The 19,996-nt window shown below is 57.4% G+C and carries 23 protein-coding genes; 13 read left to right on the top strand and 10 right to left on the bottom strand.

Translation table 11 applies throughout. The features are described 5' to 3' along the window. Positions 1–46: 46 nt before the first annotated feature. A complete protein-coding gene (locus QWJ10_RS07485) occupies positions 47–262 on the bottom strand; it encodes a DUF1127 domain-containing protein (RefSeq protein WP_074821494.1) in 216 nt (71 codons plus the stop codon). 497 nt (positions 263–759) lie between these two features. Next, complete coding sequence (gene gabP / locus QWJ10_RS07490; RefSeq protein ID WP_150348211.1) at positions 760–2,172, bottom strand: GABA permease; 1,413 nt, start codon at positions 2,170–2,172, stop codon at positions 760–762. Positions 2,173–2,416: 244 nt separating this feature from the next. Between gabP and QWJ10_RS07495 the strand changes: the two genes are divergently transcribed. The 4 genes from QWJ10_RS07495 to QWJ10_RS07510 all read left to right on the top strand — a co-directional run bounded on the left by QWJ10_RS07495 (position 2,417) and on the right by QWJ10_RS07510 (position 5,546). Next, on the top strand, positions 2,417–3,184 hold the full coding sequence (locus QWJ10_RS07495) for a phytanoyl-CoA dioxygenase family protein (protein ID WP_289925201.1): 768 nt from the start codon (positions 2,417–2,419) through the stop codon (positions 3,182–3,184). A gap of 146 nt (positions 3,185–3,330) precedes the next feature. Next, on the top strand, positions 3,331–4,089 hold the full coding sequence (locus QWJ10_RS07500; protein ID WP_289925203.1) for a hypothetical protein: 759 nt from the start codon (positions 3,331–3,333) through the stop codon (positions 4,087–4,089). Positions 4,090–4,229: 140 nt separating this feature from the next. Continuing rightward, a complete protein-coding gene (locus tag QWJ10_RS07505) occupies positions 4,230–4,724 on the top strand; it encodes an LEA type 2 family protein (protein WP_289925205.1) in 495 nt (164 codons plus the stop codon). 165 nt (positions 4,725–4,889) lie between these two features. Then, positions 4,890–5,546: a class I SAM-dependent methyltransferase gene (locus tag QWJ10_RS07510; RefSeq protein ID WP_289925207.1), complete on the top strand. Its 657-nt coding sequence runs from the start codon at positions 4,890–4,892 to the stop codon at positions 5,544–5,546. Between the two features lie 18 nt (positions 5,547–5,564). Here the strand turns inward: QWJ10_RS07510 and QWJ10_RS07515 are convergent, their stop codons facing one another. Beyond that, complete coding sequence (locus QWJ10_RS07515; protein WP_289925209.1) at positions 5,565–6,467, bottom strand: AraC family transcriptional regulator; 903 nt, start codon at positions 6,465–6,467, stop codon at positions 5,565–5,567. Between the two features lie 265 nt (positions 6,468–6,732). On the opposite strand from QWJ10_RS07515, the gene QWJ10_RS07520 reads away from it, so the two are divergent. Beyond that, complete coding sequence (locus tag QWJ10_RS07520) at positions 6,733–7,794, top strand: NAD(P)-dependent alcohol dehydrogenase (protein ID WP_289925211.1); 1,062 nt, start codon at positions 6,733–6,735, stop codon at positions 7,792–7,794. Positions 7,795–7,912: 118 nt separating this feature from the next. Next, a complete protein-coding gene (locus QWJ10_RS07525; RefSeq protein WP_289925213.1) occupies positions 7,913–8,752 on the top strand; it encodes a DMT family transporter in 840 nt (279 codons plus the stop codon). A gap of 17 nt (positions 8,753–8,769) precedes the next feature. Here QWJ10_RS07525 and QWJ10_RS07530 read toward each other — a convergent pair whose 3' ends face one another. From QWJ10_RS07530 to QWJ10_RS07540, 3 genes are all read right to left on the bottom strand, one after another. Continuing rightward, positions 8,770–9,783, bottom strand: coding sequence for an SDR family oxidoreductase (locus tag QWJ10_RS07530; protein ID WP_289925215.1), 1,014 nt, complete (start codon positions 9,781–9,783; stop codon positions 8,770–8,772). Positions 9,784–9,862: 79 nt separating this feature from the next. Further along, positions 9,863–10,294 (bottom strand): hypothetical protein, encoded by a 432-nt coding sequence (locus tag QWJ10_RS07535; protein ID WP_197873000.1) that lies wholly within the window; start codon positions 10,292–10,294, stop codon positions 9,863–9,865. A gap of 53 nt (positions 10,295–10,347) precedes the next feature. After that, entirely contained in the window at positions 10,348–10,827 is a 480-nt protein-coding gene (locus QWJ10_RS07540) for a GNAT family N-acetyltransferase (protein ID WP_167517258.1), read from the bottom strand. A 190-nt stretch (positions 10,828–11,017) separates the two neighbouring features. Between QWJ10_RS07540 and QWJ10_RS07545 the strand changes: the two genes are divergently transcribed. The 3 genes from QWJ10_RS07545 to QWJ10_RS07555 all read left to right on the top strand — a co-directional run bounded on the left by QWJ10_RS07545 (position 11,018) and on the right by QWJ10_RS07555 (position 12,687). Beyond that, positions 11,018–11,557, top strand: coding sequence for an invasion associated locus B family protein (locus QWJ10_RS07545; RefSeq protein ID WP_185749705.1), 540 nt, complete (start codon positions 11,018–11,020; stop codon positions 11,555–11,557). 93 nt (positions 11,558–11,650) lie between these two features. Next, on the top strand, positions 11,651–12,274 hold the full coding sequence (locus tag QWJ10_RS07550; protein WP_289925221.1) for a YdcF family protein: 624 nt from the start codon (positions 11,651–11,653) through the stop codon (positions 12,272–12,274). A gap of 71 nt (positions 12,275–12,345) precedes the next feature. Continuing rightward, positions 12,346–12,687, top strand: a complete 342-nt coding sequence (locus QWJ10_RS07555; protein WP_289925223.1) for a zinc ribbon domain-containing protein YjdM — start codon at positions 12,346–12,348, stop codon at positions 12,685–12,687. A gap of 76 nt (positions 12,688–12,763) precedes the next feature. Here the strand turns inward: QWJ10_RS07555 and QWJ10_RS07560 are convergent, their stop codons facing one another. Beyond that, positions 12,764–13,399: a hypothetical protein gene (locus QWJ10_RS07560; RefSeq protein ID WP_289925791.1), complete on the bottom strand. Its 636-nt coding sequence runs from the start codon at positions 13,397–13,399 to the stop codon at positions 12,764–12,766. Positions 13,400–14,108: 709 nt separating this feature from the next. Here QWJ10_RS07560 and dctP point away from each other — a divergent pair. The 3 genes from dctP to dctM all read left to right on the top strand — a co-directional run bounded on the left by dctP (position 14,109) and on the right by dctM (position 17,118). Next, a complete protein-coding gene (gene dctP / locus QWJ10_RS07565) occupies positions 14,109–15,101 on the top strand; it encodes a C4-dicarboxylate TRAP substrate-binding protein DctP (RefSeq protein WP_122041020.1) in 993 nt (330 codons plus the stop codon). A gap of 107 nt (positions 15,102–15,208) precedes the next feature. Continuing rightward, positions 15,209–15,838 (top strand): TRAP transporter small permease, encoded by a 630-nt coding sequence (locus QWJ10_RS07570; RefSeq protein WP_010796642.1) that lies wholly within the window; start codon positions 15,209–15,211, stop codon positions 15,836–15,838. Continuing rightward, entirely contained in the window at positions 15,835–17,118 is a 1,284-nt protein-coding gene (gene dctM / locus QWJ10_RS07575) for a C4-dicarboxylate TRAP transporter large permease protein DctM (protein ID WP_122041021.1), read from the top strand. The genes QWJ10_RS07570 and dctM overlap by 4 nt, the downstream gene beginning before the upstream one ends. Before the next feature lie 57 nt (positions 17,119–17,175). On the opposite strand, the gene QWJ10_RS07580 is transcribed toward dctM, so the two are convergent. The 3 genes from QWJ10_RS07580 to QWJ10_RS07590 form a co-directional block, all read right to left on the bottom strand. Next, entirely contained in the window at positions 17,176–17,877 is a 702-nt protein-coding gene (locus QWJ10_RS07580; RefSeq protein ID WP_289925230.1) for a DUF1294 domain-containing protein, read from the bottom strand. A gap of 168 nt (positions 17,878–18,045) precedes the next feature. Next, the gene (gene cysC, locus QWJ10_RS07585; protein WP_289925232.1) at positions 18,046–18,633 is read right to left on the bottom strand and encodes an adenylyl-sulfate kinase; all 588 of its coding nucleotides are present in this window, start codon (positions 18,631–18,633) and stop codon (positions 18,046–18,048) included. Positions 18,634–18,641: 8 nt separating this feature from the next. Next, on the bottom strand, positions 18,642–19,346 hold the full coding sequence (locus QWJ10_RS07590; protein ID WP_122041024.1) for a sulfotransferase family 2 domain-containing protein: 705 nt from the start codon (positions 19,344–19,346) through the stop codon (positions 18,642–18,644). A 305-nt stretch (positions 19,347–19,651) separates the two neighbouring features. Between QWJ10_RS07590 and QWJ10_RS07595 the strand changes: the two genes are divergently transcribed. Beyond that, positions 19,652–19,951 carry a hypothetical protein gene (locus QWJ10_RS07595; protein WP_197872992.1) on the top strand — a complete coding sequence of 100 codons (300 nt, stop codon included), beginning with the start codon at positions 19,652–19,654 and terminating at the stop codon, positions 19,949–19,951. The last annotated feature ends 45 nt before the right edge of the window (positions 19,952–19,996 follow it).

The following is a 19,996-nucleotide window of genomic DNA, read 5'->3' on the forward strand; positions in this document are numbered from 1 at the left end:
GGCTCCCGACAGGTCTTGCCGGTTATGGTGTGCGTAACCGTAACACTTAACGCCAGAACGGCTTGTGCAGTTCTTCGTAACGCTGGGCTTCAGTGATACCGGCGTCGGCCAGCATACGGGCATCCAGGCGGGCCAGCTCGTTGCGGCTGACGATACGACGATGCCAGACCGACAGCGTTGTCAGAACGCGCAGCACCAGCGAAGTATCGGATTTAGAAGCGTTTGAAGCGGTAAATGAGTTGGAACGTAGGGTGTGTTCCATGATGCTTTCCTTCCTGCTTATGACAGGTAGCTAACTATTTAAGATGCGCACATTGTCGTGCCGCGGAAGTGTTACCGCCATAAACAGTCAGGAAGAATTGTGCAGGAGCAGAAGCAAAAAAATGGAAACTGTTATGGTCCAAATTGGGTCAATCTGTAACGCAACGCACCATAAATGGGCATTTTTGCGTTACCGATGGAAACAAGACTTGCGTTTTCATAACAGCATGGCGCGTTTGGCGCCGAGAGATAATCCTTTTTTACCCAAGCGCCGCAGAAATGTCTACCTTTTTGCCGCTTCGTCTCAGAAAAAAGCCCTGAAACGGTGCGTAGCTCTTTCTGACAGGACTTGCCACTATGCCGAGAGCAACAGAACAGATCAGGCAGTCTCGCACGGTATAAATCAGACGTGCCGGCGTTACAAAAAGGGAGTAGCTATTAATGAAGAAATCCAGAAGGAAAGACCGGTAACGAGCCCTCGTTACCGGTCCTGGAGGATTAACGGCTTTGCGAGGCCGTCATCAGGGTAGCGTTGCTACGATCCCTGGCGCCTAGCCAGGAACCGATGGCAACCACAACCAAGGCCAGCAGGCCGGTGGCCAGGATTTCCATGCGGTGCGCTTCTGTCATTAGCATGATACCCAGCGCCATGATGATGAAGCCGATCACCAGCCAGGTCAGCCAAGGGAACAACCACATGCGGCACTCGATGGGCTGACCACTTGCGTTCAGCTTGCGACGCATGCGCAGCTGCGACACGGCAATCACCAGATAAACCAGCAGGGCCACTGCACCAGAGGTTGCCAACAGGAAGCTGAACACGGCCTCCGGCATGGTGAAGTTGGCGATCGTCGTTGCAAAGCCCACAGCAGTGCTCGCCAGAACGGCGGCACGCGGCACGCCGCCGGCAGCCGTCCGACCAAAGGCAGCCGGTGCATCACCCCGGCGGCTCAGGGAGAACAGCATGCGCGATGCCGTATAAAGCGCCGAGTTCAGGCAGCTCGCCACTGCGACCAGCACCACCAGATCAACGATCAGCTTGGCGTGGGGAATAGACAGAAACTCCAGCGCACGCTGGTAGGAGCCTACTACCGGAAGCTGTGGGTCCTGCCAGGGCACGATGGAGATGACCAGGAAGATCGAGACGATATAGAACAGACCGATACGCCAGATGACCGAGTTGGTCGCCTTGCCGATCTGCTTGGAAGGGTTTTTCGACTCGGCCGCAGCAATGGTTACGATCTCGGTCCCCATGAAGCTGAACATGGTGGTCAACAGTGCCCCGATGACGGCATTGAAGCCGTTGGGCATGAAGCCGCCATGGGCAGCCATCAGCGTACCCAGACCGCTGACTTCGCGCCCTGGCAGTGCTCCGACCATGGCCACTGCGCCCAGTACGATGAACGCGATGATCGCGAGTACCTTGAGCAGCGCGAACCAGAATTCAAACTCACCATACTTGGCGACGCTGAAGAGGTTGGTCACCGTCAGAAAGGCTGTAATCGCCAGCGCGAACTGCCAGGTGGCAATTGCCGGAAACCAGGCATTGAGGATGGCCGCAGCCGCCACTGCTTCGAGCGGAATCACCAATACCCAGAACCACCAGTACAACCAGCCGATGGTAAAGCCGGCCCAGCGTCCGATGGCCTGATGGGCATAGGACGAAAAGGAGCCGGTATCTGGCGAGGCCACGGCCATTTCACCGAGCATTCGCATCACCAGCACCACAAGGGTTCCAGCCAAGGCATAGGCCAGCAGCACGGCAGGCCCTGCCGCGGCAATGGCATGACCTGAGCCCACAAAGAGCCCGGCACCGATAACACCGGCAATGGAAAGCATGGTGACGTGGCGCGGTTTCAGCGCCGGGGAAAGGGAGGTTCCATCCGAAGAAGACTGTTTCGTTATTGTCATAATAATGCCTGTCACTTGCTGAAATGATTTAGCGCAAGGCTAAGTAACCCTGCCATATCAGCGATACTTGGACGGCTTTTCAACTCTATAAACGACGTTTCCCTGGCTCTGGCGAGGAATCAGTCACAAAAATGTCGCATATATGACTTATTCAACAGGCCTGCGACACCATGAAGCATTGTCTTCAGGTGCAACCCGAGCCACGTGGCAGGTTCTAATGAAGCACCGTCCATGAAACATCGCCATGAGTCCGCTTCCTGCCCATACGGCTACTGATCATCGCCTGCAGGCCATGCACGAACAGGGTTTCGTCTTGCTGCATGGTGTGCTGAGTCCCGCTCTGGTCGACGAAGTCCGCGCGGCCATCAATCAGCTGGAGCCCATCCACTGGGACTACACCGGTCTCGTTGACCATTACAAATGCGTTTTCAATCGCGATCCCGTATGGCTGCCTTACCTGGATCTACCCGGCGTGATCGAACTGGCCGAAGCGTCCCTAGGCGAAGATTGCCATATCATTGGGCAGACAGCCTGGCGCTGCCATCCTGGCTTTATCGGCGCAGACCTGCACGTGGACTACCTGGCGATGACACTGCCCCGGTCCCTGCTGGCAGACCCGACATTTGAACTGCCCATGCAGATCTGTACCGCCCAGGTCTATCTGGATGAGATCACCGAGGACCTGTGCCCGACGCTGGTCATTCCAGGCAGCCACCGCGCAGGTCGTAAACCATTGGAAGGCGAGACAAACTGGCAAGGCCGGGAGGCGCAGCCGGTGCTCTGCCAGCCGGGCGACGTGCTGTTTCTGCGCAGCGAGCTGTGGCATGCCGGCAGCCGCAACCGCACCCGTGACCGGACCCGCTATCTTCTCCAGATTCATTATGGTCGGCGCATGGTGGTTCAGAAGTTCTCACCTTACCTCGCCTGGCAGTTCAATCCGGCGGTGCTGGATGCCTGTACGCCCCGACAGCGACGTCTGCTCGGCGAGCATGAACCGGCAGAATACGACTGAGTTGACATCGAAATATTCTGTTACACGAATCGTTGATGTGCTTTTGACCGATTTTTGACCTGCTCCCCTGCACCTTAGGGCCAGTGAAGTGCCATCCATGCGCTCAGCTTTCTCTCCCCCATCGAGCCCTTGAGCAGGGAACAACAATGAACAAACTTCCACAGATTACCCTTGCATTCTGGGTCATGAAAATCTGCGCCACGACATTGGGCGAGACGGCCGGTGACCTGCTGTCAATGACCCTGGATGTAGGCTATGCCTTGAGCTCGCTGATTCTGATCAGTGCGTTTGTGGTCACCTTAGTTGCTCAGCTATCAGTCAAACGCTATATCCCCCCGCTGTACTGGGCGGTGATCCTGTCGACCAGCACGGCGGGCACAACCATGTCCGACTTCATGGATCGAACCCTGGAGCTGGGCTACGCCACCGGTTCGGCCGTGCTGATCATGATCCTAATCGCAATTTTCGTGCTGTGGCGCCTGAGCGGTACATCGTTCTCGGTCGACAAGATCCATACCTTCAAGGCCGAGCTGTTCTACTGGGTTACGATTCTGTTCTCTAACACGCTGGGTACCGCCCTGGGTGATTACCTGGCCGACGACTCGGGCCTGGGTTTTGCGGGCGGCGCGCTGCTGATCGGCAGCATTATCGGTGTGATCGTACTGGCCCACTTTTTCACTCGCCTCTCGACTGTTCTACTGTTCTGGATGGCGTTTATCCTCACCCGTCCGTTTGGCGCCACGCTGGGCGACTTCCTGACCAAGGCGCATGACAAGGGTGGTCTGGATTTGGGTACGGTCGGCTCCTCCGCCATCCTGGGTGCCATTCTGGTCATACTCGTAATCGGTGCTTGCGTGGCGCAAAACCTTCGTGCCCGTCAGAGCGCTTTACCGACTGCCCTTTAGCGCAGCGCGCCTTGAGTCTGCACAAAGGCTCGAGGCTTGCTGGTTCACGCTTTTGCGATATCGCCCCGTGGACGAGGAGTAGAAGAGACCAATGACCGGTCCCACCTGTATCGTGATATATCGCCGACCGGAGCCTTTTCATGTTGTTATCTGCCTACCGCACTTGCGCTCGCCTGTTGATCGGCGCCTTGTTTCTACTGGGTCTTGCAGCCTGTAGCACCCTGGGCCAGCGTGATCCGCTGCGAATTGCCGTGGCAGGCATCGAGCCGCTGCCAGGGCAAGGGTTGGAAATGCGTTTCAATGTGAAACTGCGTGTACAGAACCCGAACGATACAGCTATCGACTACAACGGCCTGGCGCTGGACATGGACATCAATGGCCAGCCGCTGGCCAGCGGTGTCAGCAGCCAGAGCGGCAGCGTACCCCGGTATGGCGAGACGGTACTGACCATTCCGGTTACCGTCTCGGCTTTCTCGGCCGTACGCCAGTTCTGGGGCTTTGCCGAGCATACTCCTACCAAGAGCGTGCCCTATACCATCCACGGCAAGCTGGCAGGGGGCCTTTTGGGAACGGTACGGTTCAAAGACAAGGGCGAGTTGACGCTGCCTGAATCGACAGGGGCCGGCACCTGGTAGGTATAGATAACTCCACCGGAGGGTTTGCTGGGAAACGGGTCGGTCAAGACCAGACCGGCCTCGCCACAAACGAAACGGAACCAGGTTCCGTCGCTGAACACCTGGAGTTGTCGTTCTGCCAGACCGCGGCTAGGCTCAGGCTCTCCTTCAAGGCGAGCCGTACCGATGAACATCGATACAGAGTCTGGCGCTGCAGTCTATTCTCCCTTGACCCTGGCCCTGTATGACGTCTGGGTGCTGGGGATTTCCAACCGCTTTGCCTGGCAATGCAGCACACGGAGCGTCTTATTACCGTTTTTCAATCGCCATGTCGGTACGCAGCATCTGGACGTTGGCGTGGGGACCGGCTTTTATCTGGCAAAGGCAGATCTGCCAAACACCGCTGATATCACGCTGATGGACCTCAATACCAGCAGCCTTACCGCTGCCAAGCGCAGGGTGGACCGCGCGGCGACACAAATCGTGCGGCACGACGTCATGCAGCCCTGGCCTAATCCGGCTCGGTTCGATTCCATTTCGCTTTTCTATTTATTGCATTGCCTTCCAGGCACCCTGACTGACAAGGCGCGCGTTTTCGCCAACCTGAAGCCACACCTGAAGCCTGAGGGCGTCTTGTTTGGAGCAACCATCCTGGGCGACCGAGCCGGGCATAACGGGTTCGGACGCACACTGATGGATATCTATAACCGCAAGGGCATCTTTTCCAACCGTCATGACGACGTGCCAGGATTGAAAAGCGCTTTAAGCGCTCATTTCGAGCAGGTGGATATCACTGTAGAAGGCAAGGTGGCGTTGTTTACCGCTCGCCGCCCCGTCAGCTGACAGGCCTTACGAGGCGGCCTAGGCAGATGGATGCTCATGGCGCTCGGCCGCCGGACTGTGGTCAAAGTAACGTTTGTACTCGCGGCTGAACTGGGATGCGCTCTGATAGCCAACCTGAAGTGCTACTTGGGCCACATTAAGCCGCTGGGCCACGAGCAGTTGCTGTGCCTTGATAAGCCGCAGCCGCTTCAAGTACTGCACAGGTGACACCAGGGTGCTGCGTTTGAAGTGCTCATGAAACGCCGACGTGCTCATGTTGGCGCAGCGGGCCAGCTGATCGACGTTCAGCGGCTCGGCGTAGTGGTGATGCAGATACGTCAACGAGGCCGCGATCCGGGCAAACTGCCCCCGCTGCTCGACCAGTGCTTTCAGTGCCCCGCCCTGCGGCCCTCGCAGCGCCACGAACAAGACCTCGCGCAGGCGCATCGCGCCCAAGATCCGGCATTCCAGCGGATCGTGAAGGCACCGCAGCAGCCGCTCCACCGCCTCCCGCATGGCGGTGTCGAGTGGGGAAGACACCATGGACTCTGGCGTCTGCACACGGGCCGGCTGAACCTCTTCCGGTCCCATCGCCAGCACCAGCTCCCCCAATACGCTTCGGTCAATGCCAATGGACACTCCCAATAAGGGAGCCTCAGGTGTTGCGAACGTCTCACACTCGAACGGCACGGGCAGCGCCTGGACGAGGTAATGGCCTGCACCGTACTCCAGGGTTCGCTCGCCGAGATAGGCCAGCTTGCTGCCTTGCGCCACCACCATCAGGCTGGGCTCGTAGATCTGAGGCGATCGCGACACATTGCTGCACGCCGTCACGATTCGGACCTGCTCCATGGACGTTGGTAAAAACCCTTCGCGCGTGGCAAGTGGCTGAATCAGGGAAACCAAGGTGGCATTGGCATCAAGATGGCGGGTCAACTGCATGGAAACGGCACCAGTAGGAGAAACAGGCACAGCCATAATCGCAAAAACAAGGAAATAATAAGCCTATAACTATCAAATGCTGGAGGAATAGGCATAACGTCAGGAGGAATCGTCATGACCTGTTCTCCACACTTCCTCACAATAGGCTTATCCCTTTTTCGATGAGTCTGCTGCGGCTCCGTCATCGCCCTACGGCAGTGTGCTCTTGCATTGGCGAAGCGGCAGCCGGACTCCAAACGTTGTCCTTTGTATTGTGAGGTTTTGCATGACTAACGCATTCGGCTATGCCGCCCTGTCGCCCACGACGCCTCTCGTTCCCCATTCCTTTGTGCGCCGCTCGCCACGTAAAGACGATGTGGCTATCGAAATCCTGTACTGCGGCGTGTGCCACTCAGATATTCACCAGGCCCGTAACGAGTGGGGTATTGCTGTTTATCCGCTGATGCCTGGCCACGAAATCGTAGGCAGAGTGACCGCGGTAGGTGCCGATGTCAGCCGCTACAAGGTGGGCGATCTGGTTGGCGTAGGCTGTATGGTGGACTCCTGCCGTCATTGCGAAGCGTGCCAGAAGGATCTTGAGCAGTACTGCCTGGAAGGCCCCACCATGACCTACGCCTCCCCGGATCGCGTGGATGGCAGCAACACCATGGGTGGCTACTCCGACAGCATCGTGGTCAGCGATCGCTTCGTTGTCAGCATTCCTGAAAAGCTGGATCTGGCTTCCGCAGCACCCATCCTGTGCGCCGGTATCACCACCTATTCGCCGCTCAAGCACTACGGTGTAAAGGCAGGCGACAAGGTAGGCGTGCTGGGCATGGGTGGCCTGGGCCACATGGGCATCAAGTTCGCCAAGGCCATGGGCGCGGAAGTCACCGTGTTTACCCGTTCGCTATCCAAGGTGGATGAGGCCAAGCGTCAGGGTGCGGACCATGTAATCGTTTCTACCGACGAGGCCCAGATGAAGGCCGCAGCCGGTCGTTTCGACTTCCTGCTCGACACCATTCCGGTGCAGCATGACCTGAACCCCTACCTCGAAACCCTGCGCTTTGACGGTGTGCATATCCTGGTCGGCCTGATCGAGCCCATCGAGCCCGCCGTTCATGCAGGCAACCTTGTCATGAAGCGTCGTATCATTGCCGGCTCGCTCATCGGCGGAATGGCGGAAACCCAGGAAGTGCTGGATTTCTGCGCCGAGCATGGCATTACTTGCGATATCGAGATACTGGATATCCGCAACATCAACGACGCCTACGAACGCATGATCAAGGGCGACGTGAAATACCGCTTCGTCATCGACATGGCGACACTGAAGGCGACACAGGCCTGATGCTGAGGCGGGGCAGCCCAGGCTGCTCCGCTACTGCTCAAACCTTAATCGCACAATCCGCTTTCACACCTGCCAATTCAGCCTACACTCTGGGCACGTCTTCTGATGCAGAACACGCATGCCTACAACAATACGCACACTGTCTTTCACCGCGCTGGCCATGCTGGCCTTTGCGGGCAACTCCCTGCTTTGCCGTCTGGCGCTCAAGCACGCTGAAATCGACCCGACCAGTTTTACAACGCTACGCATTTTTTCAGGCGCACTCGTGCTGTGGCTTCTACTACGCCAGCAGAACGGCAAACCGGCCGGCAACTGGCCTTCGGCAATCTATCTCTTTATCTACGCGGCGGCCTTTTCCTTTGCCTATACGCACCTGGAAGCAGGTACGGGTGCACTGCTGCTCTTTGGGGCAGTGCAGGTCACCATGATCAGCCACGGGCTGCTACGCGGTGAGCGGCTGAACCGTTGGGCGACGGCAGGGCTGCTTCTTGCGTTGGGTGGACTAGTCGTCCTGCTCCTGCCCGGTGCGACCGCGCCTTCGTTGACGGGTGCGCTGTTGATGCTGGCATCCGGCGTAGCCTGGGGGCTCTACTCTCTCAAGGGCCGAGGGGTTACCAGCCCGCTGGCCGCCACTGCAGGCAACTTTCTGCTGGCGTCTGTTCCAGCACTGCTCATCAGCCTGGCCTCGATTGCCTATAGCCATTCGGATCTGATGGGAGTGCTCTACGCCATACTCTCGGGTGCCGTTACCTCGGGACTGGGATATGCGCTCTGGTATACCGCCCTGCGAGGGCTGGGCTCATTGCAAGCCGCTACGGTACAGCTCAGCGTACCGGTACTGACGGCCCTGGCTGGCGCGCTGCTGTTGGGCGAAGCCCTGACGTTACGCCTGTTGCTCACCGCCCTGGCTGTGCTGGGCGGTATCGCGTTGGTGCTTAATACCCGGCAGAAGCCTTGAACCTCTGCCGGAAAGTTTTACGAGCGCTTCATCAGCCTCAGCGCCATCAGTCCCAATCCTGCAATCGCCACTGATGACGCCACCGGGTGTTTAGACATTTTCACGTAATAGCTGCGTGAACGGTAGGAGCAGCCCTGATGCGTACCACGCTCATGCAACCCGTAACCCGGCTCGTACAAGGCATTGTCCTCCCGGCTGCGAGAGGGGCGATCGGCATACTGGGAGTGGTACATGATCTTATTCATCAGCTTATCGGTCAGCCGTGGCGACAGCGCCGACAGCCATGCCAGGACCTTGGCCTCGCTGCCCACGAACATGTCCCGCTTGGGATTTTCCGCAGCGAACAAAATAGCCTCGGCCACCGCCTCCGGGGGATAGATCATGCCCCGGTGTGCCGGCTGGTTGGGCATATAGCTACGGGCGTGCTCGTTATAGGGCGTATCGATTCGCGCCGGATGCACCAGCGTGACCGAGATGGGGTACTGCTTGTGTTCCAGCTCCATGCGCAGGGCATCGGTCCAACCGTGCAGGGCATGCTTGCTGGTCGAATAGGTCGACTGGACCGGCGTTGCCCGGTCACCGAAAAAGCTGCCCACATTGATGATCGCACCCGGGCCGCCGCGCTTGATGAAATAACTGGCCGCCAGACGCGAACCGTAGACGACACCCCAGAAATTAGTGTCGAACATGCGCTTCATGTCTTCGATGGTCACTTCCAGGCAATCGCCAAAAATGGAAACGCCAGCGTTATTGACCCAGGTATCGATATCGCCAAACGTCTCGATAGCCTGCTCAGCAATGCGGGAAACATCCTCTTCCTTGCCAACATCCGCCACCACATAGGCCGCCTGACCGCCCTGCTGCTGAATCTCGGCGCACAATTGCTGGAGCGCCTCTTCATTCCGCGCCGCCACAACGACCTTGGCACCAGCACGCCCAGCCATGCGGGCTGTGACCAGCCCAATGCCGCTGGACGCCCCGGTAATCACTATCACCTGTTGGCTGAGAGGCTTGAGAGGTAGCTTCGCCATGTTCATCTCCTGTCAGAAAGGTATCTATAGTCCTGACAGGAGCCTCGCAGGAGGGTTCGCCTGATTTCAAAATGCCAGACTACCGGAGCGTGTGCAGATTCAAGGTGCGCTCCACTTCACTCAATGCAGAGTCATCATCCATCAAAGGGATGGCCTTTATGGCCTTGCTAGATGAAACGGGTTGAGTTATCTGCTCATTAACGGTCTCGTGCAGAGAGGCATTATCCAGCGACATAGCAGGCTTGGGTTTGCTTGAAACATAGCCTTGAGGAATAAACTTCTGGTCGAGGCATTGCTCCCGTAGCGCTGAATTGGACAGGCTTTTGCAGCCTTTGCCATTGGACAGCCCACCCGCATTGCATGCCAATTTCTTATCTGGGTCCTGCACAGAGAGGCAATCAAGCGAACCGAAAGTCTTGCCTAGTATGGTCACCAGCGTCTCCGCAGACGCCGTAGTGGTAATACCGATTGAAAGGACAAGACCTAGCAACCTAGCAATGCAACAACGCATCGGCACCTCCTTAAGACTTTATGGATAATTTAGCAGTTACAGACCATAGCCGTTTAACGTGACGACAGCTGCTTTCCCATCGAAACCGACCGTATCCCGTAGCCCAGCTCCTCATACAGCCGCTGCGCGTCCTCATTGAAGGCCCACACGGTGAGGCGCATATCCACTGCACCTTTCTCCTGGGCCCATTGCTCGGCTAGAACCATCAACGTACGGCCAACGCCCTCTCCCCGGCGCGTTTCGTCCACACAGATCGAGCCTACGTGGGCATAACGCATCGGATTGAAAAAGGAATGCGTTTCACTGATGAGGTAAACGCTGATGAACCCGATCAGTTCACTGTCCTCTTGCGCCACAAAGGTTGTGGCATTCGCCGCCCCAATCGCGCGCCGCCAATTCGCCTCGTCACGTCGCACGTCTTCGGCCGATGCAAAGATCTGCGGCCAAGCCTGGTGGTGCATGTCATTGAGCAGCTGCCCCAGCCTGGAAATATCAGCGATGTCATCGGGTGTCGCTTCACGGTAGAGGGGCATTGGAGGTCTCGCAATCACATCTGATAAGGAAGCGGCCACCTCTAGAGGAGGCCATGAGGCATTATGTAGCCTCGCCATCAGCCTGCCGTGACGGCATTCTGATCTTGCTGTGTCGTCATAAGGGCAGCATCAATCGGGCCAAATGACCTATGCTGTACGTCATCACTCTTCACAACTGCAAGGAAGAAACATGAAACAGAACGGCTTTCTCCCGGCGCTGGCCTTTTCGACCATGCTGCTGACGGGAGCCGGCCTGTCCACTACGGTACAGGCACAAACCGCGCCTGGCGATGCACAGGGCAAGCCTACCGCGACAGAGACCTACGGTGACTGGTCGGTGATCTGCCGGAACGTTCCTGAAGAAGGCAAGGTTTGCGCCATGTCTCAGGTTATCAACAACAAGGATGGGCAGCGCATGCTGGCCATCGAGCTGCGTCCCGAAAAGGATGGTCTGGGCGGCTTCATGGTGTTGCCCTTTGGCGTTGCCGTAACCAAAGGCGTGCGCTTGCAGGTAGACGACCAGGACACCCGCACGGTGGATTTCCATACCTGTCTGCCAGTAGGCTGCATCGCCCCACTGGACTTTGACAACAACCAGCTCAAGGCCCTGCGCAAGGGCAAGGCGCTTAATGTAACGGCGGCCATCGCCACCGGCGGCGAGGCCCACGGCCCGCTGTCACTCAAAGGCTTTACCAAGGCAGCCGAGCGCACCCGTGCGCTAATGAAATAAGCTGACCGCTCTGGAAGGAAACTGTCAAAGACAGTTTCCTTCATACTCGCGTGCTTGCCTGGCGCACGCTTACCGACCTTAGAGCGACGAGCCATGCACTCAGATAGCGTTACCGCACTCGTCACACAGCTCTTTGGCGCAGACGTACTGGTGCCCGTCGATGCACTGATCATCATGGGCAGCCCGCACCATATCGATGAGATTGCACAGGCAGCGAACATCATCATCCAGATAACCAAACCCAGCGTCATCATTCCGAGTGGTTATCAGGGCGAAGCCGAGGCCTTGGCCCATGCCTGCATCAAGCGCGGTGCCCCTGCTGAGCGTTTCGTACTAGAACAGCAGGCGCGTCACACAGAAGAAAATGTCAGGTACTCATTGGCGCTTGTAAATAACCTCCCTGGCAAACAACGCGTAGGCTATGTTTGCAAGAACTACGCAAGCCTCCGATGTCGACTTACCTTCGAGCGTTACCGCAACGGCCATGAGTGCTACGGTTTTACCGTCAATCTATTCGAAGAAGCGCTGGAAGATTTTCAGCGTAACCCTCTTTTTAAGCAAAAACTGGCTGGCGAGCTGAAAAAGGTACTCAATTATTCAGCGCGAGGCTGGATAGCCCCGATCCCGCCAAATGCACCTTATACACGAGCAGATATCGAACAGCTCTATGTTGCGCTGGCGGCCTCCCAAGAAGCTTTACCTATAGCGCTCCGCTAACGTTCAGCGCCAGCGGAAACCGCTAAAACCCTATATAATGTCAGGTTTTTATCGCCCACCAAGGAAGTCCAGTGAGCACATTGCCGCCCTGCCCTCAATGCAACTCCGAATTCACCTACGAAGACGGCACCCAGCTCGTTTGCCCAGAGTGCGGACACGAGTGGTCTGCCACCGAAACTGCGGCAGCCTCCGAGGGCGGTAAGGTCATCAAGGATTCAGTGGGCAATACGCTGCAGGACGGCGATACCGTTACGGTCATCAAAGACTTGAAAGTGAAAGGCTCATCCCTGGTCGTGAAGGTCGGTACCAAGGTCAAGAATATTCGTCTGGTTGAAGGCGATCACGATATCGACTGCAAGATCGACGGCATTGGCGCGATGAAGCTCAAGTCGGAATTCGTGAGAAAGGTCTGATGCCTCGCTGATCCTGACGCCCTTGGTTAGCGTGCCCTGTAAATAGACAGGGCACATCAGGCCAAGCCACGCTGCATTACTGAACCGGCAGGAAGTTCATGAATAGCAGGCTTTGTGCGTAGCTCACCCCCAAGCGCCGATAACGCTCGTCCAGCACCTCGCTGATAAGATCGAGCCGCGCCACAATCTTGCCAAACTCCACCGCAAAGCTCAGGTTGCGTCCATCCTTGGACAACTGATTGGCCAGCAGTAAACGCTTACCCTGCAAGTCCTTGCGTTGCCCCAGCATCCAGGTTGCCTTTTCGATATTGCGGGCAGCATTGTTGATAAACTCGGCGCTGATCGTATCGGTGATATAGAACTCCATCCGACCGCCGTGGGCGGTAATCAGCATAGTGCCGATGGCATAGATGAACGCACCGGCCCGGTCACCCTGAAACTCGGGACTCAAGGCATAGCTGAGCGCCTGAATATCCCTCAGGCCATTGAGCGAAGGCAGGTCACGGTTCTGCTCGATAGCCGTCTGGATGAACTTTTCTGCCGCCTCGATCGTTGGCTGACCCGTCTTGCGCCACTCGGCCGGATTGCGGCGGTACAGCTTATCCAGCAGTCGATAGAGGCTGTTGAGGTTGTCACGCATCGCCAGAGTGGCCATACGATCTACATTGGTCTGGAAGAACTCGCCGGCATCAGCCGAATCATCCTTATTCATGATGTCGGAATGGCTGAGCTGCCCGCAGCCCCCCAGCGTGAAGAGCAGGGAAACCACCAGCAGCATTGTGTAGCAAGGACGGTACAGCCGTACGCGTCGGATCAGCGCAGCGAGCGGAAAAAAACGGGGAAACACAGAGATCATCGGCTTTCGTCAATTACTGCCCGGACGCTTAGTCCCGCGCAAGGTAGGCCAGTTCAGCCGGACAGTAAAAACGATGCGCTCACCTAATGCTGTGCGATACCCCTAGGAAATAAAGATCGGTCCTTAAAAGTGCTGATTCGCAAATGCTGCGTTTAATCGACGCACGGTTTTCAACTCAAACAATTAGCAAAAAATGTCAATTACGACACAACTGAGCAAAATCTGTCGCAATTAGGCAGTCCAGCAGTAGCGAAAAACCGCCAACCAGCGACATTAGTGGCGGATTACCGCCAACGTTTAGCAAAAGCTCTGCCGCCTCGTTAAGAGGGCTAGACCGATGGTACCCAAGAGACTTCCAGGCGGTGCTCTAGAGCGCCTGTCTTGAAATCATTGTGACATGGTATTGCACACCAGCGATCCCTACCGTTTCTCGGCATATTGCTTGCCCTATGATTTGTAGAGGCGAACTCTGCATGTGCTGTCTAAGGTCGTTAATGATTAACGAATTCTGATATACATGCTGCCCTCACTGCCTCACCAATAATCACAAGAAAGGAACACAGGTATGTTCAAGATGACCCTCAAGGCGTTGGCCTGCGCCCTCGCGCTTGGTGCTGCTGGACTGGCCCACGCGGCAGATCCCATCGTAATCAAGTTCTCCCATGTCGTAGCCGAGCACACACCCAAAGGGCAAGGCGCTATTCTGTTCAAGAAGCTGGCGGAAGAGCGGCTGCCCGGCAAGGTCAAGGTCGAGGTCTACCCGAACTCGTCTCTGTTCGGCGATGGCAAGGAAATGGAAGCGCTGTTGCTGGGTGATGTGCAGATCATTGCGCCGTCACTGGCCAAGTTCGAGCATTACACCAAGCAGATACAGGTATTTGACCTGCCCTTCCTGTTCAATGACATGGCCGCCGTGGACCGCTTCCAGCAGAGCCCCGCGGGGCAGAACCTACTCAAGTCCATGGAAGACAAGAACATCACCGGGCTGGGGTACTGGCATAACGGGCTGAAGCAGCTGTCTGCCAACAAGCCTTTACGCGAACCCAAGGATGCCCGTGGATTGAAGTTCCGTGTCCAGGCGTCTGCCGTGCTTGAAGAGCAGTTCAAGGCAGTGCGCGCTAACCCGCGCAAGATGAGCTTTGCCGAGGTGTATCAGGGCCTGCAGACCGGTGTGGTCAATGGTGCTGAAAACCCTTACTCCAACATCTACAGCCAGAAGATGTATGAAGTGCAGAAGTACATCACCGAGTCCAACCACGGTCTTCTGGACTACATGCTGATCACCAATACCAAGTTCTGGAATGGCCTGCCTGCCGATGTGCGCAGCGAGCTGGACAAGATCGTTGTGGAAGTCACGGCTGAAGTGAACAAGCAGGCTGATGCCCTGAACCAGGGCGACAAGCAGCGCATTCTGGATGCCAAGACCACCGAGATCATCACCCTGACGCCTGAAGAGCGGGCCAAGTGGCGCGATGCCATGAAGCCGGTTTGGCAGAAGTTCGAAGGCGAGATCGGTGCTGACTTGATCAAGGCCGCTGACGCGTCCAACCAGATCTAAGCACACCCCTGTAGCGCAGGCGAGCCCAGTGCCGCCTGCGCAGTGACAGATGGGCGGCCCTCGGCTGGCCCGTCTCACGTCTGCCCTGCTTGGCGGGAGATCAATCGATGAGCGCCCTACGACGTATCTGGGACCACTTCGAGGAAGGTTTCATTGCCTTTCTCCTGGCGGCCATGACGCTTGTGACCTTTACCTACGTAATCCTCAATAACTTCTATACGCCTTTCTATACCCTGGGCGATTACCTGGGCGGCAACGAAACGGTGCTGGCCATTGGTGACAAAATCCTCGACATGGCGCAGTCCATGACCTGGAGCAGCGCCCTGACCAAAGCCCTGTTCGCCTGGCTGATCTTTTTCGGTCTGGCCTATGGCGTGCGCACGGCAGGCCATATTGGTGTCGACGCACTGGTCAAGCTGGCCAGCAAGCCGGTTCAGCGCATCATTGGCCTGATCGCCTGTCTGTGCTGCCTGGGTTATGCGGGCCTCATCGCCGTTGCCAGCTTCGATTGGGTCCAGACTCTGCTAGGCGCCAGCATTGGCGCAGAGGACTTGGGCCATTTCGGGATCAAACAATGGCATATCACCCTGATCGTGCCGTTCGGCTATGCCATGGTATTCATTCGCTTCCTGGAAATTCTGGTCAGGATCATACGCAACCAGCAGACCGGCCTTGGGCTGGCCGACGAGGCCGCCGATGCCTTGAAACTCAAAGAGCATGAGGGAGAGAAACCATGACCGTCATCTTTCTCTTCGTCGTGCTGTTTGCACTGATGTTTATCGGCGTTCCGATTGCCGTGTCGCTGGGTCTGGCCGGCTCGGTCACCATCATGCTGTTCAGCCCTGACTCGGTTCGTTCACTGGCGATCAAGCTGTTCGAGACGTCCGAGCATTACACCCTGCTGGCGATTCCGTTCTTCCTGCTGTCTGGCGCGTTCATGACAACGGGCGGTGTGGCAAAGCGGCTGATCGATTTCGCTAACGCCTGCGTAGGCCACATCCGCGGCGGTCTGGCCATCTCGGCCGTACTGGCGTGCATGCTGTTTGCGGCCCTGTCCGGCTCGTCTCCGGCCACGGTGGCGGCGGTAGGTTCCATTGCCATTGCCGGCATGGTCCGCTCCGGCTACCCACAGGCTTTTGGTGCGGGAATCGTTTGTAATGCGGGCACCCTGGGCATTCTGATTCCACCGTCCATTGTGATGGTGGTCTATGCGGCGGCTACCGAGCAGTCGGTGGGCAAACTGTTCATGGCCGGCGTGATCCCCGGTCTGCTGCTGGGCGTGGTGTTGATGGTGGCGATCTATATCGTCGCCCGAAAGATGAACCTGCCCGCCTTGCCTCGTGCGTCGCTGCGTGAGCTTCTTACCACGGCGCGCAAGGCGATCTGGGGCTTGCTGCTGATGGTGATCATCCTCGGCGGGATCTATTCGGGTATGTTCACCCCGACTGAGGCCGCGGCCGTCGCGGCGGTCTATGCCGGATTCGTGGCCCTGTTCGTGTACAAGGACATGACCTTCCGCGACTGCCCAAAGGTGCTGCTGGAGTCCGGCAAGCTGAGCATCATGCTGATGTTCATCATTGCCAACGCCATGCTGTTCGCCCATGTATTGACCACAGAGCAGATTCCTCAGCAGATCACCGCCTGGGTGGTTGAAATGGGCCTGCAACCCTGGCAGTTCCTGCTGGTGGTCAATATCCTGCTGCTGGTTGCCGGTGCGTTCATGGAGCCGTCGGCCATCATCCTGATCCTGGCGCCGATCTTGTTCCCCATTGCCATGCAGTTGGGGATAGATCCGATCCACTTGGGCATCATCATGGTCGTAAACATGGAGATCGGCCTGATCACACCGCCGGTAGGGTTGAACCTGTTCGTAACATCCGCCGTGACAGGCATGCCGCTGGCCAACGTCATCCGCGCGGCCATGCCGTGGCTGATGCTGCTGATCAGCTTCCTTCTGATCATCACCTACATCCCGGCGATCTCGCTGGCGTTGCCCAACTGGCTGGGCATGAGCTGATCGCTTACTGTGCCCACTCTTGCAGCCCGGCTTTTATGCCGGGCTGTTTCATTTCGTTTAAAAGAAGAGAGGCACGCGGTCAAACAGATGCAAGCGGTGGAAAAATAGCTCATCTGCCCACAACGCCTGATGCAGCAGCACGATGATCCAGAAGACGGCCTGATAGCTCACCTTGCGGGTCTTGTGGCGAAAGACCTGTTGCGCCACAAGACCACCCGGCCAACCGCCGGCCAGCTCAAGCATGTGCAGGGTTTTCTCAGGGATACGCCGCTGCGCCTTCAGTGCGCTCTGCTTGTCATGCCAATAGAACAGGAAGGCCATCAGGCTTGCGCTGCCATACAGGGCCAGCGGGAAGAGGCTGTATCGTGTAGACAGAACATGCAAACTTCCCCAAACAGGCAACACGCAAAGTACCGCGAAGAGGGCGAGCTTGACCGGCAGGTCCTGGACACCGTCATGGCGCTGTTGACGTGGACGTGGTGCCTGAGCAGGCCGGGAAGCCGTTCTGGCAGGCGTGGATCGTTGACGGATGGACGGTTTGTCCAGCGTCATGCCTGCATTCAGACGAATATGCTCCGCCCGCAGACGCCCTTTGCCGTCAGGCCCCGCGACATACAGGACCTCGTCACCGGCTACCGGCCGCCGATCACCCCGTACCGCTGAAATATGAGCGAACACCTCATCCCCGCCCTGCTCCGGCCGGATGAACCCAAAGCCCTTTTCGTCATTCCAGCTCTTCAACGTCCCGCGCTGTTCCATCGTCCGCTCTGCCTGGAAAAAGCAGGCATGCTACCGGAACGACAGAAGTCAGTAACAGGGCGGACAGTGGATGGGTATTGCGTGCCCCTACCCATCCGCTTACCTCTAAGTACTTCGGAAACGCATCCTCCGCTCAACCCTTTCGGCTGTCTTACTTACCCGTTCAGCTCAGGCCTCCGGCGTCAGAAATCCGATCAATGCCTGCGTTGCCTCGGGAATAGACAGGCGCGCTGTGTCGATTTCGCAATCAGCATCATAAGGTGGCTCGTAGGGACTATCGAACCCGGTAAAATTGTGGATTCTTCCCTCCCGCGCGGCGCGGTACAGCCCCTTGGGATCACGCCGTGCACACTCCTCAAATGATGTGCTGACGTACACGCAACGAAACTGGCCCGGCTCGAACAAGGCCCGCGCGGCATCACGATCGGCCTGGAACGGTGAAATCGCCGAGACGATCACCACCAATCCCGCCTCTACCATCAGCTTCGCCACCTCGGCTATTCGCCGGATATTTTCGCTCCGCTCCGCCGCCGACATCCCCAGGTCACGGCATAGCCCATTGCGCAGGTTATCGCCGTCCAGCACGTAGGCATGCAGCCCGCGCTGGTGCAGTGCCAAATCAAGACTGTTCGCCAGGGTAGACTTGCCCGCACCGGAAAGCCCGGTCAGCCACAGGCAACAAGGCTTTTGCCCCAACGCCTGTGCACGCGCCGAGGCGGGCAGGGTCAGATCATAAGGCCGGATACAGCTTCCCATCAGTGTCCTCACGCATAACCTAATAATTCGAAGTCACGTGCATACACCCGGCGAATCAGCCGCCGTGTGCGCGCCGTACAAAAGGCATGTGCAGGCCCCGCCTCCCGCTGCCGCGACGGATTGATATGTGGCAGCGTCGCCGACAGGTCCAAGATATCCGTCAGTCGAGCGAAATCTTCCTCAAGCGACTCCTGGCGCCCAATGAAATCCATTGCCAGTCGCCCCAGGGAATCTGTCAGAAAGTCGGTCTGCGGCGCGAAGTGAATCTGCCGTCGGATGTTGTCCTCATGCAGCCACTGTGCGACGAACGTATTGAAATTGTCATAACGCGACATCAACCGCCATGCAGAAAGATCGCGCGCGATGGGCTCATTTCCCCTTAAAAAGGCAAATGCCGAATACGCCCGCTCCAGCGGATGGCGCACAAAGGTAAATTTGAAACTCTGCTCGAAGGCCTCGGGAAACTGCTGCTCATACCAATACAGCGGCAGATGCCCCGGTCGCCAGCCATCGAACAAGGCCTTGCACAGGCTGCTTCCGGCGCACTTGGGCACATGGATGAACAGGCAGCCTCGGTCGGCAAATGGTTTGGGAAAGACTACCTTCCCCGACATTACCTTGTTCACCACCTGCCGATCGATCACCGAAAGGCGGCCCAATAGAAAGCTTCGCTGAGCCTTGGGAATAAGCTTCCATAGATACCGCTGCAACATACCTGTTTGTACCGCCTGAATTCTGCGCCAAGCCACCCGCAGATACGCATGGCTGATAAGGCTAAAAGGCTAGCAGAGGCCCTCGCCATTTAAGGTTTCGAGTAGGTAAAAGCCATGTAAAGGCGCTGATACAAAAGCGATCTGCCTCACACGGCTACTTTTGTTCTGAATAGGCGTACAAACCGCTCTACAGTGGGCTTTCGGCCATTTCGCCTGCTATACGGCTGTGTATCGCCTGGGTAAAGCCGGCACGACAGCTAAGAGGGCTGTGCTTAGATAGCTCAACAACACGACAAGGACCGGGTATGAAACAAGCACCCCTTCTTTCTACAACTGCACTGGCGTTGGGCCTGTTTGGCAGCGTTGCGCTGGCCGATCAGGAGCCGCCGCCCCTCGGCCAGCATGACCGTATGCCGCCGCCCGCGGCGTTTGAAGTGTGCGAAGGTAAGCCTGTCGGCGCGCCAGTCATGCTCACCCTGCCTGACGGCAAGGCACTCAAAGGCGTCTGCAAGGACTTCCAAGGCCGGCTCGCCGCCATGCCTGAGCATATGCCACCGCCCCCCAAAGACGGCGCCCCGCCCGGCTCTCCGCCAGACGCGCGATAGCCTCTATAAAAAACCGCCTCTAAGGGCGGTTTTTTATAGCTAATC

Source organism: Pseudomonas sp. WAC2, from assembly GCF_030403525.1.
In the GTDB taxonomy this organism is placed as follows: Bacteria; Pseudomonadota; Gammaproteobacteria; order Pseudomonadales; family Pseudomonadaceae; genus Chryseomonas; species Chryseomonas luteola.